Source organism: Pseudomonas viridiflava, from assembly GCF_003702045.1.
GTDB classification, from domain to species: domain Bacteria; phylum Pseudomonadota; class Gammaproteobacteria; order Pseudomonadales; family Pseudomonadaceae; genus Aquipseudomonas; species Aquipseudomonas viridiflava_C.
On sequence record NZ_RBTP01000048.1, the window covers coordinates 275,036 to 290,543 of the forward strand.

At 58.4% G+C, this 15,508-nt stretch carries 15 protein-coding genes; 9 read left to right on the plus strand and 6 right to left on the minus strand.

Annotation, left to right across the window (positions count from 1 at the left end; genetic code table 11):
* The first annotated feature begins 40 nt into the window (after positions 1-40).
* The gene (locus ALP40_RS16395) at positions 41-520 is read left to right on the plus strand and encodes an ATP-binding protein (protein WP_122209263.1); all 480 of its coding nucleotides are present in this window, start codon (positions 41-43) and stop codon (positions 518-520) included.
* 77 nt (positions 521-597) lie between these two features.
* Here the strand turns inward: ALP40_RS16395 and ALP40_RS16400 are convergent, their stop codons facing one another.
* Positions 598-2,769, minus strand: coding sequence for a TonB-dependent siderophore receptor (locus tag ALP40_RS16400; RefSeq protein WP_122209264.1), 2,172 nt, complete (start codon positions 2,767-2,769; stop codon positions 598-600).
* 262 nt (positions 2,770-3,031) lie between these two features.
* Between ALP40_RS16400 and ALP40_RS16405 the strand changes: the two genes are divergently transcribed.
* From ALP40_RS16405 to ALP40_RS16430, 6 genes are all read left to right on the plus strand, one after another.
* Positions 3,032-4,273: a M20/M25/M40 family metallo-hydrolase gene (locus tag ALP40_RS16405; protein WP_122209265.1), complete on the plus strand. Its 1,242-nt coding sequence runs from the start codon at positions 3,032-3,034 to the stop codon at positions 4,271-4,273.
* Positions 4,274-4,370: 97 nt separating this feature from the next.
* Positions 4,371-4,781, plus strand: a complete 411-nt coding sequence (locus tag ALP40_RS16410; protein WP_122209266.1) for a LexA family transcriptional regulator — start codon at positions 4,371-4,373, stop codon at positions 4,779-4,781.
* A 285-nt stretch (positions 4,782-5,066) separates the two neighbouring features.
* A complete protein-coding gene (locus tag ALP40_RS16415; protein WP_122209267.1) occupies positions 5,067-5,573 on the plus strand; it encodes a CesT family type III secretion system chaperone in 507 nt (168 codons plus the stop codon).
* Complete coding sequence (locus ALP40_RS16420) at positions 5,566-6,453, plus strand: hypothetical protein (RefSeq protein ID WP_122209268.1); 888 nt, start codon at positions 5,566-5,568, stop codon at positions 6,451-6,453. The genes ALP40_RS16415 and ALP40_RS16420 overlap by 8 nt, the downstream gene beginning before the upstream one ends.
* Before the next feature lie 330 nt (positions 6,454-6,783).
* Positions 6,784-7,800: a tRNA dihydrouridine(20/20a) synthase DusA gene (gene dusA / locus ALP40_RS16425; RefSeq protein ID WP_122209269.1), complete on the plus strand. Its 1,017-nt coding sequence runs from the start codon at positions 6,784-6,786 to the stop codon at positions 7,798-7,800.
* Between the two features lie 145 nt (positions 7,801-7,945).
* The gene (locus tag ALP40_RS16430; protein WP_122209270.1) at positions 7,946-8,377 is read left to right on the plus strand and encodes a universal stress protein; all 432 of its coding nucleotides are present in this window, start codon (positions 7,946-7,948) and stop codon (positions 8,375-8,377) included.
* Positions 8,378-8,386: 9 nt separating this feature from the next.
* Here ALP40_RS16430 and ALP40_RS16435 read toward each other — a convergent pair whose 3' ends face one another.
* The 4 genes from ALP40_RS16435 to ALP40_RS16450 are packed head-to-tail and all read right to left on the minus strand — an operon-like array spanning position 8,387 to position 13,021.
* A complete protein-coding gene (locus ALP40_RS16435; protein ID WP_122209271.1) occupies positions 8,387-8,851 on the minus strand; it encodes a response regulator in 465 nt (154 codons plus the stop codon).
* Positions 8,848-11,175 (minus strand): ATP-binding protein, encoded by a 2,328-nt coding sequence (locus ALP40_RS16440; RefSeq protein WP_122209272.1) that lies wholly within the window; start codon positions 11,173-11,175, stop codon positions 8,848-8,850. Before ALP40_RS16440 ends, ALP40_RS16435 begins: the two co-directional genes overlap by 4 nt.
* Positions 11,172-11,840: a response regulator transcription factor gene (locus tag ALP40_RS16445; RefSeq protein ID WP_122209273.1), complete on the minus strand. Its 669-nt coding sequence runs from the start codon at positions 11,838-11,840 to the stop codon at positions 11,172-11,174. Before ALP40_RS16445 ends, ALP40_RS16440 begins: the two co-directional genes overlap by 4 nt.
* Positions 11,837-13,021, minus strand: a complete 1,185-nt coding sequence (locus tag ALP40_RS16450) for a sensor histidine kinase (RefSeq protein WP_122209274.1) — start codon at positions 13,019-13,021, stop codon at positions 11,837-11,839. Before ALP40_RS16450 ends, ALP40_RS16445 begins: the two co-directional genes overlap by 4 nt.
* A 197-nt stretch (positions 13,022-13,218) precedes the next feature.
* Here ALP40_RS16450 and ALP40_RS16455 point away from each other — a divergent pair, with 197 nt between their 5' ends.
* Positions 13,219-13,746, plus strand: coding sequence for an SgcJ/EcaC family oxidoreductase (locus tag ALP40_RS16455; protein WP_122209275.1), 528 nt, complete (start codon positions 13,219-13,221; stop codon positions 13,744-13,746).
* A gap of 66 nt (positions 13,747-13,812) precedes the next feature.
* Here the strand turns inward: ALP40_RS16455 and ALP40_RS16460 are convergent, their stop codons facing one another.
* A complete protein-coding gene (locus ALP40_RS16460; protein ID WP_122209276.1) occupies positions 13,813-14,349 on the minus strand; it encodes an RNA polymerase factor sigma-70 in 537 nt (178 codons plus the stop codon).
* A 323-nt stretch (positions 14,350-14,672) separates the two neighbouring features.
* Here ALP40_RS16460 and ALP40_RS16465 point away from each other — a divergent pair, with 323 nt between their 5' ends.
* Positions 14,673-15,431 carry a thioesterase II family protein gene (locus ALP40_RS16465; RefSeq protein ID WP_122209277.1) on the plus strand — a complete coding sequence of 253 codons (759 nt, stop codon included), beginning with the start codon at positions 14,673-14,675 and terminating at the stop codon, positions 15,429-15,431.
* Positions 15,432-15,508: the final 77 nt, after the last annotated feature.

A 15,508-nucleotide genomic window follows, 5' to 3' on the forward strand; every position in this document is an offset into this window, starting at 1 on the left:
CGCCTAACGTAGTCGTATTGGATGATTGGAAAGGATTTTCATGAGTACTCCGATATTGCATCTGCTGTGCGGCAAGATCGCCTCCGGCAAATCGACACTGGCGAAGACGTTGGGCAGTGAGCCGAAGACCATTGTCATCAGCGAGGACCGCTGGCTTGCCGCGCTCTATCCTGACGACATCCGCTGCGTTTCCGATTACGTGCGCTTTGCTGGACGTATCCGGGGGGTGCTTGAGCCATTGGTCATCGGCGTACTATCAAGCGGCGTGAGTGTCGTACTGGATTTTCCCGCCAACACGACTTCTGACCGTGCCTGGCTTCGCGGTCTGGCTGAAAGGGCTCAGGTGCAGCATCGGCTGCACTTTCTGAATGTTGATGATCAGACGTGCCGGGCCCGACTTCACGCACGCAATGCCCAAGGCGATCACGACTTTGCGGCAACGGACCAGGAGTTCGATCTGATTACCGGCTACTTCAAGGCGCCAGAAGAAAGCGAAGGGCTGGTTATTGTCAGGTATTGACGTGGTTAAGTGATCGCTTGACTCCCGCAAACGGTTCGTCGTGCTACGAACCGTTTGCGAACCCATTCATCCCGCGATCAAAGCGACCACTTCAACGAGAACATCACGTTGCGCGGATCGCCATAGACGCCGCTCCCGGTCGCGAACGGCAAGCCTTGCCAGTATTTCTCATCGAGCACGTTGTTCAGGTTCACTCGGGCATCCCAGTGCTCGTCGAAGCGATAGCCCGCCATCAGACCCACCACCGCATACGCATCCTGTTCCGAGCGACCAGTGCCGACCCGGTTGTAGGTGTTGCTTTGAGCCAGAACATCCGCGCCGATGCGCAGTTTGCTGAAGTCGCCCGACAGGTGATACGTGGTTGCCGCCTTGAACAGATGCTTGGGTTGCTCGGCTGCGAATCGATCACCCTTCTCAAAGTTACGGTCTTTCACGTACTGGCTCAGTACTAGCGTGTAGGAGGCCGAGGCTTGCCAGTTCGGCGTAAGCTCGCCGGTCACTTCTGCATCGATACCGCGGCTGCGCACTTCGCCTGCCGCCTCGTAGCAGGTGCGGTTCTGCTGTTGGCATGAAGCAGGCGGATTGACGACGGAATAAGCGCGGTTTTCCTGGGTCATGTCGAACAGTGCGAGGGATGCATTCAGATCGCCGTTGAAGTACTCGCCCTTCAGGCCGATCTCGTAGCTTTCGCCTGTCATCGGATCAAGGATGGCGCCGCTCACATCCTGCTGGCTCTGGGGTTTGAATATTTCGGTGTAGCTGGCGTAGACCGAGTAGGTGTCGTTCAGGTCATAGACGACGCCTGCATACGGGGTGACTTCACGGGTGACCTTGTAATCGCCTGAGTTGGCCGAACGGTTCTGATAGTCATACCAGCTCACCCGGCTACCGATGATGATGTGCAGGGGATCGATCGGGTTGAAACGTGCTGCCGCGTAAACGCCATCTTCGGTCGCGGTGTTCTGGCTGACATAGGCAGTACGGGTGTTGATGTCGGGTTTGGGGAGGACGTTCGGGTTGAAGTTGTAGATATCAATGGGCGTCGAGCCGTAGAAGCCGCCTTTCTGGTCAAACTTCTCTTCGCGGCGGCTGACCCCCAGCATCAAGTCATGCTCGCGGCCGAACAGTTTGAAAGGCCCGGACAGCGAACCGTCGATGTTGGTCTGGACGTCAGTGGTGTCGTACTGACCTGCGGCCTGGCCATAGCCGGTTCCGGCAGCGGTCAGGTAGTTGGAGAACATGTCCGACTCGGCCCAGATCTTCGCTGCTGCGATTTTGCCGCTCCAACCATTGTCGAACCGATGGGTCACGTCAGTGAATAAGCTGACGTTGTCCCGGTCCCAATACGCCCAGTCGTTGCTCAGAAATGTCGAGCGTGGCAGGCCGAGGTATTGACCATCAGAGCCGGAGGGAAGACTGCCCCAGTCCGAAGTGGCATCGTCGCGCTGCTTGGACGCGCCGAGGGTCCAGGTGGTCGATTCATTCAAATCCGCTTCCAGAATCCCGTAGAACGTCTGGCGCTCTTCGTCGCGTTCGTCCAGAAAGCTATTGCCCTTCTCGTACGCCGTTACCACCCGGCCGCGCAATGTGCCCGATTCGTTCAACTTGTTGGAGGCGTCCACCTCGGTGCGATAGCGGTCCCAGCTACCTGCGCTCGTGGTCACGCTGACCTGGGGAGTGGCGGTGGGGCGCTTGCGGATCAGGTTGAGTGTGGCGGACGGACTGCCCGCGCCAGTCATCAGCCCGGTGGCGCCGCGGACCACCTCGACGCGGTCGTACATGGCAAGGTCGGCACCGGAAATCGTGTCCAGCGTGAAGGTGCTGACGATGGTCGGCAGGCCGTCGTACATCAGGTTGTCGATGCTGAAACCGCGTGCCAGAAATTGCTGACGGTCTGTACCGAACTTGCGCAGGATGATGCCAGGCGCATATTTGACGACGTCGTTCAGGTCGTTCATGCCCTGATCTTCAATACGCTGGCGCGTGATCACGCTCACGGACTGGGGCGTCTCGCGGATCGACAACGGTAGCTTGGTCGCGCTGCTCATGGAGCCTGTGGTGTAGGAGCCGCTGCCTTCAGTGGTGGCCGTACCCGCGACGCCCGCTCTGGCATTAATGTCAACGTTATCCAGCGTCAGCGCACCCGGTTGAGACGCTATGGACGGATTGGTTTGAACGGGGGCAGCCAAGGCAACAGTTGATACACCGATCGCCGCTAAGGCGGTCAGTGAAGTGAGCGGACGAAACATTGTTGAGGTTCCTACGATGGGCCTGAGCGTTTGGAAGGTGGCGAACTACTGGAGCAACGGGGCGCCGGACGTTTGATCAGCCATGAAGCTGGTCGCAGGATCCTAACAATTTTTTCACAATTAGATAAATGCTAATTACTCTCAGTTACATTTTCATACATATTTGCGTTGCGCATGCTCAGCACGGGTCTTTGGCAGTGGTGTTGCAGGCCCTGTTGCGTAAAGATGGGATTTCAAACCGCAATGATCTGAGGGAACCAGCATGCTTTTTCGACCCGCAACGATGGCGAGCGTCATCGCCTTTTCGATTCTTTCCACTGGCACTTTCGCAGCGGATACCTCACCCGAGCAGTTGCTGAAAAAAGCTGAAACCGAACAGACCGCTTACCTCGCGACGGTCAAGCAACTGGTGGACGTCGATACGGGCACGGGCCAGGCTCCGGGCCTGCAAACCATCAGCGCGCTGTTGGTCGAGCGTCTGAAAGCTTTGGGCGCAGAAGTCTCCACCACGCCTGCGACGCCTTCCGCCGGTGACAACATCGTTGGCACCATCAAGGGCAGTGGCACTCGATCCTTTCTGCTGATGGTCCACTACGACACCGTGTTCGGGCCGGGCACCGCAGCGAAACGCCCGTTCAAACAGGACCGCGAACGCGCTTATGGCCCAGGGGTCGCCGATGCCAAAGGTGGCGTGGCGATGATCCTGCATTCGCTGAAATTGTTGCAGGATCAGGGCTTCAAAGACTTCGGCACACTCACCGTGCTGTTTAACCCGGATGAAGAAACCGGCTCCAGCGGCTCGAAAAAGATCATCGCCGAACTGGCTCGACAGCATGATTACGTCTTTTCCTACGAGCCACCTGACAAGGACGCCGTCACCGTCGCGACCAACGGGATCAATGGCGTGATCCTCGACGTCAAAGGCAAGTCTTCACACGCAGGCTCCGCGCCGGAAGCCGGACGCAATGCGGCGATTGAACTGGCGCACCAGATGCTGCAACTCAAGGACCTGGGCGATCCGGCCAAAGGCACCACGGTCAACTGGACGCTGATCAAAGGCGGCGAGAAGCGCAACATCATCCCGTCCAGCGCATCGGCCGAAGCCGACATGCGCTACTCCGACCTGGGAGAAAGTGATCGCGTAATCGCCGACGCCCAGCGCATCGTGCAGAAGACACTCATCGATGGCACCGAGGTGTCGGTACGCCTGGAGAAGGGGCGTCCACCTCTGGCGAAAAACCCGGGCTCCGAACAACTGGCCAAAACCGCCCAGGTGCTATACGCAAAGATCGGTCGCACTATTGAGCCCATCGCCATGCGTTTCGGCACGGACGCAGGTTACGCTTACGTTCCGGGAAGTGAAAAACCGGCCGTGCTCGAAACAATGGGCGTTGTCGGGGCGGGTTTGCACGCCGATGATGAGTACATCGAACTGTCGAGCATCGCTCCCAGGCTTTACCTGACAGTGGCGTTGATCCAGCAGCTTTCAGAGGCAAAACCCTGACGCCATCTGTCGACATATCCTACGTTCACGGTTGACCTTAGGCCTGATGCGCGATTAACTGTATATGCATACAGTTAATCATAAAAAGGCTCGCATCATGAGTGTCACCTTCCTCGGCCCCTTGTCCGCAGGGGGCATCAAGCTCCCATTCATCTCCATGTCGTCCGTCGGCTCGCAATCGCCCGTCATCGAAAAGCACGTCTCGATAGCAGAGCTTTGCGAGGTGCGTGAACCGAATTTCTTCATCGCGACGATCCAGGACGACAGCATGCAAGGGGAGCACATCAGCAAGGAAGACATGCTGATTGTCGACCGCGGACGCTACGCCGAGCATGGCGACATCGTCATTGCTTCGCTTAACAAGACACAGGTGTGCAGGCGTTTGCACATGCGCGGCAACGTCGTAATGCTGGAGTCCAGCCATAAGGACTATCCGTCGTTGCATGTGACGGACAACGACGACCTTATTATCTTGGGGGTGGTGACGCAGAGTTTGAGGCGGTTTTGATGGGGGAAGGGTAAGCAACGAACATCATGGAAGGGGGGAGTGAATGCTTGCGATGTTCCGAGGCGATGGCATGCATTGGTATTAGTGCTGATATCGTGCCGGGGTTTGTAGTACCTCGTTACGTCTTTCGTTTGGTCGAATGCTTCAAGGGCTTCCTGACTCAATCCCGATCTGATTGCGATTTGGCGACGCTCGCTCGCTATCGACACCCACGTCTTGTCTGCGCATTGGAACTGTTTTGCTGCGCCTGCCACTCAGCTTTGAATCTTCATTCAGAGCAGTGTTATGCAGCCAGATCCTTTCCAGTCGTTTGCGCGATTGATCATCAAACAGTACCCCGATACGCCCGCCATCCATGAGTCGGAAAAATATCCAGTTTATTTGCTCACGTTTGGCGCGGACCTGAATGTTCATCTCATCGGGAGCCAGGCTGGCTATCTGAACTTGGTAGCCACATTGCCCGCCCCCAAGGCTTGGCTAGAACCTGACGGGCTTCGCGCTCTACTCGCTGAAAATATTTTCAGCCTTCAGCATCCACTGATCATGTCAGGCCTTGATGCGGCCAGCGGAAAGCTGGTGCTTTCGCTGCGGCATTCATTGGCTGAGCTAACCGATGAAAGTGTTTTGTCGTTGTTCGAAACGTTTGTTCGACGAGCGATTGATCTGCACTCTGGAAAAACTCTTCCTTCTTCGGCTAACCAGACCACGCCAAACTCTATGGAGTTAGGCAAAACGCGTTTACCCGTGAGAACCAATCCGTCATCACCTGTTAAGGAGAAAAGTCGTGCCTAAAATCGGTAGCTATTTCGGAGGTGGATCGTCCGTTCAAACCTACGATGCGACTGTTCAGCACAATCGTTCCAACGCCACCGTCCATAATACGGTTGATGCGAGTCAGCTCGGGTTGCCTGCGTACCACGGATACGGGGTTACCGTGTCCTCAGGCACTCTTGAAATGCTTGCTGACGCAACATGGGCAAACCGGGTAGTAAAAAGTGCTATTCCTTTAGGCGCCGGTAATCAAAAAGCAGACATAGTAAACTCCGGCGGTGAAAGCTGGGCCAGACTGCATCTGGCGGATGCGAAGTATCCCGGTGGTGGCAGCACAGGCCAACTTAAGCGCGCACAGAAATTTCAGGGGGGAACCTGCGCGGTCCATGCCAGTGTCGCCGCCGCTGCATTGCAGAGCCGAGGCGTGCGCTATCCCGTCAACCGCGTACGCACGGGTCTGCCAGATGGTAATACGCATGAGTTTCTGTTATTGGGCGATCGTCGCCAGTCTGGAGATCGAAATACAGTTGTTGTCGATTCATGGGCGACCTACCCGAGCGCCTGCACACTGGATCAGGCAGTTCTGCATGATGCCTCTAAAGGCACTCACCACCCGGTCACTGAGATCCTTGCCAACCATCGCAATGAGATCTGGCATTCATCGATTGGTTCGGCAGATGTAAATCGGCTGACTAAGATCGAAGTGCTTGGAACCGCCCAGCTTGAAAAAATGCTCGGCAAAGCCAAACTTCCTGAGCGGGGTTCCGCACAGCTTGTGAATCGTGGTTTAACTGATGATCGCTTCGGCCAGTTCGACGTTCGTGTCGCCACCGACCCAAGCACGCTCTATAAGGATGATTCGGGCACTGGATGGCAATCATTTGACCCGGTTCTACGGTGATGAAATTTTCTTAAATCTTTTGCAGCGCGTCAGTACGCGCTGCTTCAATGTACTGTCAGCAGCTTGTCGAATAGCCGAGGGGAGGGCTGTTACGCTCGCAGCTCTTGCTGACCATGCACTGCGATCAAAGCGCTGTACTTCCTGATAAACTAACTCTCCTGTGCGCTTGAACCTGTCTTGTGGGGTGTCCATGACACCGCTCTTTTCGTTAAACCCTTGCGTGATCCTCCCATCTCTTTCCTGGCTGCAAAATGTTTCTTCACGGTGCTAGGTTTTAGCACTGAGCCTAAAAATGACCCTGAATGGTCTTGAAGTGCTAAAAATCAATCAATGAATACACAACCAAATACTGCTCCGAACCCGCGTCCTACAAGGCCTGAGCTATCCCGCCGCTTCTCCGTTGCGCCGATGATGGACTGGACAGACCACCACTGCCGCTACTTCCTGCGCCTGCTCTCAAAGCACGCGTTGCTCTACACCGAGATGGTCACCACCGGTGCGTTGCTGCATGGCGACAGTGCGCGGTTCTTGCAGCATGACGAGACCGAGCATCCGTTGGCGCTGCAGTTGGGTGGAAGCACGGCGGCGGATTTGGCGGCGTGTGCGCGGATGGCGGAAGGGGTGGGGTATGACGAGGTCAATCTGAATGTTGGCTGCCCGAGCGATCGGGTGCAGAACAACATGATTGGCGCGTGCCTGATGGGACATCCGGAGTTAGTGGCCGATTGTGTGAAGGCCATGTGCGACGCGGTCAGTATTCCGGTCACTGTCAAGCACCGTATCGGGATCAACGGGCGTGACAGTTACGAGCAGCTCTGTGATTTCGTCGGCAAGGTGCATGAGGCGGGTTGTCAGAGTTTCACGGTGCATGCGCGCATCGCGATTCTGGAAGGCTTGTCGCCGAAAGAGAATCGGGATATTCCGCCGCTGCGTTACGACGTGGTCGCGCAATTGAAGAAAGACTTTCCGCAGCTTGAAATCGTCCTCAATGGCGGGATCAAGACGCTGGAACAATGCCATGAGCATTTACAGACGCTTGACGGCGTAATGCTGGGGCGTGAGGCGTATCACAATCCTTATCTGCTGGCAGAGGTGGATCAGCAGTTGTTTGGTAGCGCCGCACCGGTTATCAGTCGTGCCGCTGCGCTTGAGGCACTGCGGCCTTATATCGAGGCGCATCTGGCCAGTGGCGGCAATATGCATCACATCACCCGGCACGTGCTCGGGCTGGCTCAGGGCTTCCCGGGGGCGCGGCGTTTTCGTCAGTTGCTGTCTGTCGACATCCACAAGCACGAGAATCCGCTGTTGCTGCTGGATCAGGCGTCAGCCTTCCTCGAAGGCCGTTAAAACAGGCGATCAGGTTTGGTTTTCGGGGGCGCCTGTCACGTGAGGCGTTGCTTGTCTGTTCTGCATCAAAAGATGCGTTTTTTCCAGTGGCAGCGCCGCGTGGCTCGGGCTATGTTGACGGCATAACCCCATAAGGAAAGCTGTCATGCATAAAGTTCTGGTTCCCTTCGATGGTTCCGAGCACGCCATGCGAGCGCTTGGCTACGTCATTGAGCTGTCTGCCGATCTCAAGAAGCCGCTTGAGGTTCATCTGCTGAACGTTCAGGCCAGCCCGATCGATTATAGCCTCTACCTGGCACCGGACATGATCGAGGGTGTGAAGGCCGGTCTGAACAACGAAGGCAAACGTGTGCTGGACGATGCGATCGAACTGCTGACCGCTGCCGGAACACCCTTTCAGGCGCACGTCGATCTGGGCAATGTCGCCGAGCAGGTCGAGGCCCAGGTGCAGGGTCTGGGTTGCGATTGCATCGTGATGGGAACCCGGGGGCTGAGCAGCGTGACGGGCTTGTTGTTGGGCTCGGTCGCCACCCGGGTAATTCATGAAGCATCGGTGCCTGTCACGCTTATCAAGTAACGCAATCAATCACTGCTGTGCCAGCGAGCGTGGCTGGCGCAGCAGTTCGATGTGTTCTGGCGGCACCAGCTTACGCAGCGTCTTGTACAGCGCGCGCGTTTCCAGCAGGTTCCAGATCCGCAGCATCGTCTCCAGAGCATCCAGCGGTTTGCTGATGAAGTCGCGGGCGCCCAGTGCCAGGGCTCGCAGACGCGTGTCGCGTGTCGCATCTGCAGTCAGAACCATGATGGGCACGTAATCATTGGTCGGAATACGTCGGTTCAGTTGTTCCAGCACGGCAAATCCGTCGAACTCGGGCATGTGCAGATCGAGTACGACAAGATCGGGCTCAAAGCTGTTGTACAGGTCCAGGGTGCGCAATGGCTCGGTGCTGCTGAGCACGTTGGTCAGTCCTTCCCGAGCGAGCAACTGCTCCATCAATTCAAGGTTGGGGCGCTGGTCGTCAATGATCAGGATGCGAAAATCTGCACTCATGTCGGCTCCTGTAAGTATTTATCCAGGTAAGCGAGGAAGGCAGGGACCTGAATGGGCTTGGTCAGGATCGCTGTTGCGCCAGCCTCTTGCAACGTTCGCTGCACCGTATCGCTGGCATCAGCGGTAATCATCAGGATCGGCGTGTCCACCGTCGCCGGCAAGCGTCGCAGCCGCTGCAGCACCTCAAGCCCTTGCAGGTCCGGCAGATTCAGGTCCAACAGAATCAGTTGCGGTGCGTGCTGTCGCGCCAGATCCAGGCCCAGTTGGCCTTGCATGCTCGACAGCAACTGAATGCCCGGCCTGCGTTGCAGCAGCGTTTCGATCAAGGCCATGCTCGAGAGATTGTCTTCGATGCACAGTACCTTGCTGTGATACGCCGCAGGGGCGGGGCGCTGGACAGCAGGCAGCAGCTCTGTCGGGCGCGATGCGGGTGCCTTGGCGGCCTGTACGTGCACACGTGGCAGCTGCAGGGTAAAGCGACTGCCTTGGCCGGGCGTACTCTGCACGCTCAGGTGGCCTTGCATCATCTCCAGCATGCTTTTGCTCAACGCCAAGCCCAGGCCGGTGCCTTCGATATTTGGATCGGCCCCCAGTCGCTCAAAGGGCTTGAACAGTTGGTCGATGCGCTCGGGTGCAATGCCGTGGCCGGTATCGACCACCGTCACGGCAAGGTGACCACCCAACTGTTCGATCTCGATGTTCACCTGGCCCTCGGGCCTGTTGTACTTGATGGCGTTTGACAGCAGGTTGAGCAGCACCTGGATCAGGCGCTGGCGGTCGGCGATGACCCCCAGTTCGTCTGGCATTTCAGGCAGACCAGCCAACCGGATATTGCCGTCGGCAGCCATCGGCGAAACGAGCACCAGCGTCTCCTGAAGGACCGCCGACAGCGACACCGGCTCCAGGCTCAGCGACAAGTGCCCGGCTTCGATGCGGGCAATGTCCAATACCTCGTTGATCAGCTTGAGCAAATGCTGACCGGCGCGCAGGATGTGCCCCACTTGTGGCCGCTGGCTTGCGGTCGAATCCATGTCTAGCAGTTGGGCAAACCCTAGGATCGAGTTCAGCGGCGTGCGCAATTCGTGGCTCATGCGTGAAAGGAACTCGCTTTTCGCCCGGCTGGCGCGCTCGGCTTCTTCGCGTGCCGTACCCAGCGCAATCTCGGCGGCGCGACGGTCGGTGATGTCGCGGGTGATCTTGGAAAAACCGCGCAACTCACCGTTACCGTCGTACTGTGCCGTGATCACGACGCTGGCCCAGAAGCGACTGCCATCCTTGCGACAACGCCAGCCTTCCTCCATGTAATGCCCTTCGACAGTGGCCTCGTTCAGCGCCATGTCGGGGTGTTGCGGGCATTCCTCCGTCTGATAGAACACAGAAAAATGCTGACCGATGATTTCCTGTTCGGTGTAGCCCTTGATGCGTTCGGCACCTGCGTTCCAAGTGGTGATGTAACCGTGCTTGTCCAGCGCGAAAATGCCGTAGTCCTTCACGCCTTCAATGATTAGCCGCAGGCGTTCTTCGTTGTCCCGCAAGGCGCGCTCGCGCTCGGCCAGCAGTTGTCCGGCTTCGACCAGGCGCGTGCTCAATTGGCCGATCTCGTCTTTTTCGGGAGGCTGCGGCAGTAATGGATGACCGAGCGCCAGACGCTGTGCGTTGCGCTGCACTTGCTGGACTCGCGTGACAATGCCGCGAGACAGCATCAACACCGCAAGCACCGCACCGATGAGTCCGCAGGCTGCGGCCAGCAGCGTCGAGAGCAGAAGCTGTTCACGGGTAGCGGCTGCCGCGGCGGTGCGCTCGGCGAGTAGCGTGTCCTCGCGCTCGCGCATGGTGGCGATGCGCTCGCGCAGTTGATCGAGCACGTATTTGTTTTCGATCAGGATGCGCGTGATGTTCTCCGGCACCTCCAGGCTGAGGGCCTGCAGTTTTGCCAGTCCATCCGCCTTGGCGTGGATCAGGGGTTCGACGGCCGTCAGATACCCGCGCATCTGCTCGTCCTGGATATTGGCATCGAGCCGTACCAGGGCCGCATCGATTAAAGGCTGCGCATTTAGATAACCCGGCAGAAAGTCAGTCTGACGGGTCAATAGATAACCGCGCACGCTTGCTGCGGCTTCGGCGATCTGGGTATGGACCGTCTGGATATCGCCCTGCACCAGCAACGCGCGACGCACGTCCTCTTCGGCTTGGGCGGTTTGACGTTCGGCGTGATAAATCAACGCCAGCGAAGACATCAGCACCACCAGCGGCATGGAGATCGCCAGCAGCGCCTTGCCACGCAGCGGAAGATCCTGCCAGCGGCTGGTGGTCAGTGCTGTCATCGCCAGTCGCCCGGCGCCTGGGTTACCAGACCCAGCGCCACGCCGCGCACGGCGGCCTGAGTGCGGTCCGATGCGCCAAGCTTGCCGATGACCTTTTCAACGTGAGCTTTGGCGGTGCCGGTGGTGATGCCGAGTTTTTCGCCGATTTCCCGATTGCTGAAACCACCTGCCACCAGGCCCAGCACCTGGCGTTCGCGGGGTGTCAGGGTTTCGGGCAACGCAGCGCCGCTGGTGTTGCGCTCTGTCATGCGTCGCAGCAGTCGCGCACTGACGGCGCTGTTGAGGGCTTCTTCGCCACGGGCCACGCGTTGCAGGCTGGCGATCACTTCGTCGCGACTGGCGTCCTTGAGCAGATAACCCACGGCACCAGCGCTGATGGCGGCTTCCAGGTGGTCAGTGCTGTCGTCCATCGTGAAGATAACCACTTTGAGATGCGGCATGCGCTGCTGGAGAATCCGCGCCGCCCCCAAGCCATTGAGCACCGGCATGCGGATGTCGAGAATCGCGATGTCCGGTTGCAACTCCTCGCACAGGTCAATGGCCTGCTGGCCATTGGCGGCCTGACCAACCACTTCGAATTCCGGATGACCCGCCAGCAGCGAGACGAATCCGGTGCGGGTCACTTCATGGTCGTCCGCCAGGACCAGTCGCAGGGTGTCAGTCATGGGTTTGCCTTGTCAGCAGTGAAAGGAACGGTGGCGCGCAGTCGTGTACCGCAGTCGGGGCGGCTGACGCACGTCATGCGGCCGCCCAGCAGGCTGGCGCGCTCCTGCATCGCCACCAGCCCCAGTTTCTGCACGCCGGTGCCGTCGGGGCGCTGATCGGTCACGAAACCGCAGCCATTGTCTTCGAGCAGCAATGAAACCGTGCAGTCGGTGATGTCCAGCGCCAACTGTACGCTACCGGCGCCCGAATGCTTGAGGACATTGTTGATGCCTTCCTGAGCGATACGGAACAGCCCGATCTCAACATGGCTGGGCAGGCGGACCATCGAGCGCGAACTCCAGTGCACGGCAATCCCGGCTTCGCGCAGACGATCGGCTTCTTTGTCGACCGCCTGAAGCAAACCGAAATCATCCAGCACCGTCGGTCGCAGGCCGCTGATCAATTGCCTGCCTTCGCCCACGCAGTGCTGGGCCAGCGTCAGGATGGCCTGCAAATCGGCACTCATCGGTTCAGGCAATTGCGGACAGCGCCCTGCAAAACCTTGAAGCCGCTGATGCAGACCGGCGAGAGTCTGCGCCAGCCCGTCGTGCAGGTCGTAGGCCATACGTTTGCGTTCGTCTTCTTGCGCTGTGAACAACTGGTGTACCAGTTCGGACATGGTCCGCTCTCTCGCCACCAGTGCCTCCAGCAACCGATTGTTTTCCAGATGGGCCGCCAGCAGGGTCGCCAGCAATTGCAGGGATTCAATGTCTTCGTTATCGGGGGCGTTGATGCCGACGCTGTTGGCCAGCAGCAAGGTGCCGAACGCACCGTCGTCAGCGCCGCGCAGGGGCAGCATGAGCACATTGGGCAGTCTGGCATCGGGGCAATCCAGCCACTGCGGACCGTTGGCCAGTGCATCGGCCACCTTGTCCAGCGTGTTCAGACGCTCTTTGCTGCCGTGGCTGGCGGTCACTGCGACGACGTTGTCGCTGTTCCACTCCAGCAACAGACCGTGGTCCATCGCAACAAACGCACAGGCCCTTTGCAATACGCGCTGGCGCATGGCCTCGGGCGGTAATTGAGTCAGTTCCTGACCCGTGTCCACCAGCAGCCGCAAACGCGCGGCGCGGCTTTGCGACTGCCGATACTGAGTGCGTATCGCCAGGGCGCTTGCAGGGTCATGTGGAGGGCTTTGCATGGTGAGGGCTCCAGCGGGAAATGATGCGCGCGCGAGCACACCTTAAGTACGGCCATTAAAGCGCGTATGGGCCGATAGCGCCTATCTGCCGAGTGGCATAGCTAAATAACCCCGTTCGGCCGATGGAGCAAGCAGGACAAACGGGCACATTGGCAACCACTGAATCCCTGAACAGATCACCCCGTAGGAGAGTTGCGATGAAACTTAAATTGACCGCCCTGGCCATGTTTTTTGCTGTAAGCGCCCCGATGGTACAGGCCGCCGCCGAACCGTCTGGCGGTTATACCTATCGCATGGTGGCCGAGCAGCCAAGTAACGTGAACGACAAGGAAATCGCCAGCCTGTTCGATCGCTGGAACAAGGCCCTGAAAACCGGAAACTCGCAGACGGTGTTGTCCATGTACACGCCGGACGCCGTTTTGCAGCCGACCGTTTCGAACAAGGTGCGAGCCACGCCGGCCGAGATCAAGGACTACTTCGATCACTTCCTGGCGCTCAAGCCGGTCGGTGAGATTAACTACCGGGAAATTCGTCGCCTGGGGCCGGATGCGGCAGTGGACAGCGGTGTCTACACCTTTACCCTGACCTCGGCCGAGGGCAAGCAGAGCAAGGTCCAGGCTCGCTATACCTTCCTTTACCACCGCGTTGGTAACGAGTGGAAGATCTTGAACCACCACTCTTCGGCGATGCCGGAAGAGCAACCTGAGTATCAGGTCAGCCGCTGATCAAAAAGCATCGAGCTGAAACGAAAATCCGGAGCCTGGGCTCCGGATTTTTTTGCCTGAAAAAGCTCAGGACTCGTTTTTGACGCCGTTGATCTTGCGGCAGTGAATCAAGGCATCGCGAATCATGAAGTTGACCAGTGTCGGGGAGACGCCCAGTTCCTTGGCGATGTCTTTTTGCGGCACGCCGTGCAAGCGATACATCTCAAAGGCGTAACGCGTCCGGGGCGGCAGTTCCGACAGCGCGTCGGCGATTCTCTCCAAACTTGAGAAGTTGATGTGCGAGGTTTCCGGCGACGCGCCCTGAATCACCACGTTCAGCCCCTCGGCCTCGGGGCCGGTGTATTTCTGTTCCAGCGCCTGTTTGCGGTAGTGATCGATGGCCAGGTTGCGCACGATCTGAAACAGATAACTGAGCTGCGCCTTGAACGACAACGTGACTTGAGGGGCGGAGCGCAGCCGGAAGAACGCGTCTTGAACGACATCCTCCGCACGTGACCGACAGCCTACGATGCGCGCTGCGATCTTGACCAACAGCAGATAGTTGTCGACGAAAGCCTGGAGTAGGGGTGAGTCGCACTTGCTTGTGAATACGTGTTCCGTCATGGAATTCACCTTGCTACAAAGTCATTGGAGGGGAGCGTCCTTGCGAGCCGCGCCATCACATGGGGCGATAAATTAGCCTTAATGATAATTATTGTCAAATGCGAAAGCGCATCAGCGCACTTAAAGAGTGCGAGTGGAATCGATCTGCCCGAGGGGCGTGCGGGCTTCAAGGTGCGACTAATTATTTCCAGACGCCATCCGTTCTCATTGATGACAGGCCCAACCCTCGGCGCAGGCCAGGGAATACATCAGGAGAACACCATGCGTTTCCAACGCACGCATCGCGGCTTTTACACCGGATCCAATGGACGGACGGTCCTGATATGAGCAGCTCTGTAAGCATGAAGCTGTTCTGCCTGCCGTATTCCGGTGCCAGTGCCATGTTCTACAGCCCCTGGCGGCGCAAGTTGCCGGAATGGCTGAGCGTAAGGCCGCTGGAGCTGCCGGGCCGCGGGATGCGTATGGACGAGCCGTTGCAGACCGATATCGTGCAACTGGCCGGTCGTCTGGCCGACGAGATGGCGGCAGAACTGGACACGCCTTACGCGTTATTCGGGCACAGCCTGGGCGGGCTGTTGGCCTTTGAACTGGCGCATGCCTTGCGCGCACGCGGCCTGCCTGCGCCGTTGGCCCTGTTTGCGTCCGCCACCGCAGGGCCCGTGCGCCGCGATGTGAGCGAGTACGTAGTCGCCAAAACCGACGCTCAGTTGATCGACCGGTTGCGTACGCTCAAAGGCACCAGTGAGAGCGTGATCGGCAACGACGAACTCATGCAGTTGATGCTGCCGATCCTGCGCGCCGACTTTCTGCTCTGCGGCAGTTTTGTCTACGGCAAGCGCGAGCCGTTGGGCATGCCGATCCACGTATTCGGCGGCAAGCAGGACAGCATCGGTGTCGAGCAACTGCTGGACTGGCAGGAAGAGGCCAGCACCGGCTTCTCGCTGGACATGTTCGAAGGGCATCACTTTTACCTGATCGACGAACAGGCCCAATTGCTGCGCCATCTGCGGCGTTACGCCGAACAGCACCTGACCCGCTGGCGCAACAGCGCTGCACGGTATCCGACCCGCGCAACCGGCTGACGCCTGTTCGCCTGACGCGTCGCTGAACGGGCGATGCGCGCTCTTTTAAATCCAGACCCTCTCTGGCAAGCCGAATC

Bases quoted from the DNA above. Each gene is read 5' to 3' on its own strand.
- ALP40_RS16465 (WP_122209277.1), top strand. From the start codon at position 14,673: ATGAGCAGCTCTGTAAGCATGAAGCTGTTCTGCCTGCCGTATTCCGGT.
- ALP40_RS16435 (WP_122209271.1), bottom strand. From the start codon at position 8,851: ATGAGTGCAGATTTTCGCATCCTGATCATTGACGACCAGCGCCCCAAC.
- ALP40_RS16445 (WP_122209273.1), bottom strand. From the start codon at position 11,840: ATGACTGACACCCTGCGACTGGTCCTGGCGGACGACCATGAAGTGACC.
- ALP40_RS16460 (WP_122209276.1), bottom strand. From the start codon at position 14,349: ATGACGGAACACGTATTCACAAGCAAGTGCGACTCACCCCTACTCCAG.
- ALP40_RS16410 (WP_122209266.1), top strand. From the start codon at position 4,371: ATGAGTGTCACCTTCCTCGGCCCCTTGTCCGCAGGGGGCATCAAGCTC.
- ALP40_RS16430 (WP_122209270.1), top strand. From the start codon at position 7,946: ATGCATAAAGTTCTGGTTCCCTTCGATGGTTCCGAGCACGCCATGCGA.
- ALP40_RS16400 (WP_122209264.1), bottom strand. From the start codon at position 2,769: ATGTTTCGTCCGCTCACTTCACTGACCGCCTTAGCGGCGATCGGTGTA.
- ALP40_RS16415 (WP_122209267.1), top strand. From the start codon at position 5,067: ATGCAGCCAGATCCTTTCCAGTCGTTTGCGCGATTGATCATCAAACAG.
- ALP40_RS16450 (WP_122209274.1), bottom strand. From the start codon at position 13,021: ATGCAAAGCCCTCCACATGACCCTGCAAGCGCCCTGGCGATACGCACT.
- ALP40_RS16455 (WP_122209275.1), top strand. From the start codon at position 13,219: ATGAAACTTAAATTGACCGCCCTGGCCATGTTTTTTGCTGTAAGCGCC.
- ALP40_RS16440 (WP_122209272.1), bottom strand. From the start codon at position 11,175: ATGACAGCACTGACCACCAGCCGCTGGCAGGATCTTCCGCTGCGTGGC.
- dusA (WP_122209269.1), top strand. From the start codon at position 6,784: ATGAATACACAACCAAATACTGCTCCGAACCCGCGTCCTACAAGGCCT.
- ALP40_RS16395 (WP_122209263.1), top strand. From the start codon at position 41: ATGAGTACTCCGATATTGCATCTGCTGTGCGGCAAGATCGCCTCCGGC.
- ALP40_RS16405 (WP_122209265.1), top strand. From the start codon at position 3,032: ATGCTTTTTCGACCCGCAACGATGGCGAGCGTCATCGCCTTTTCGATT.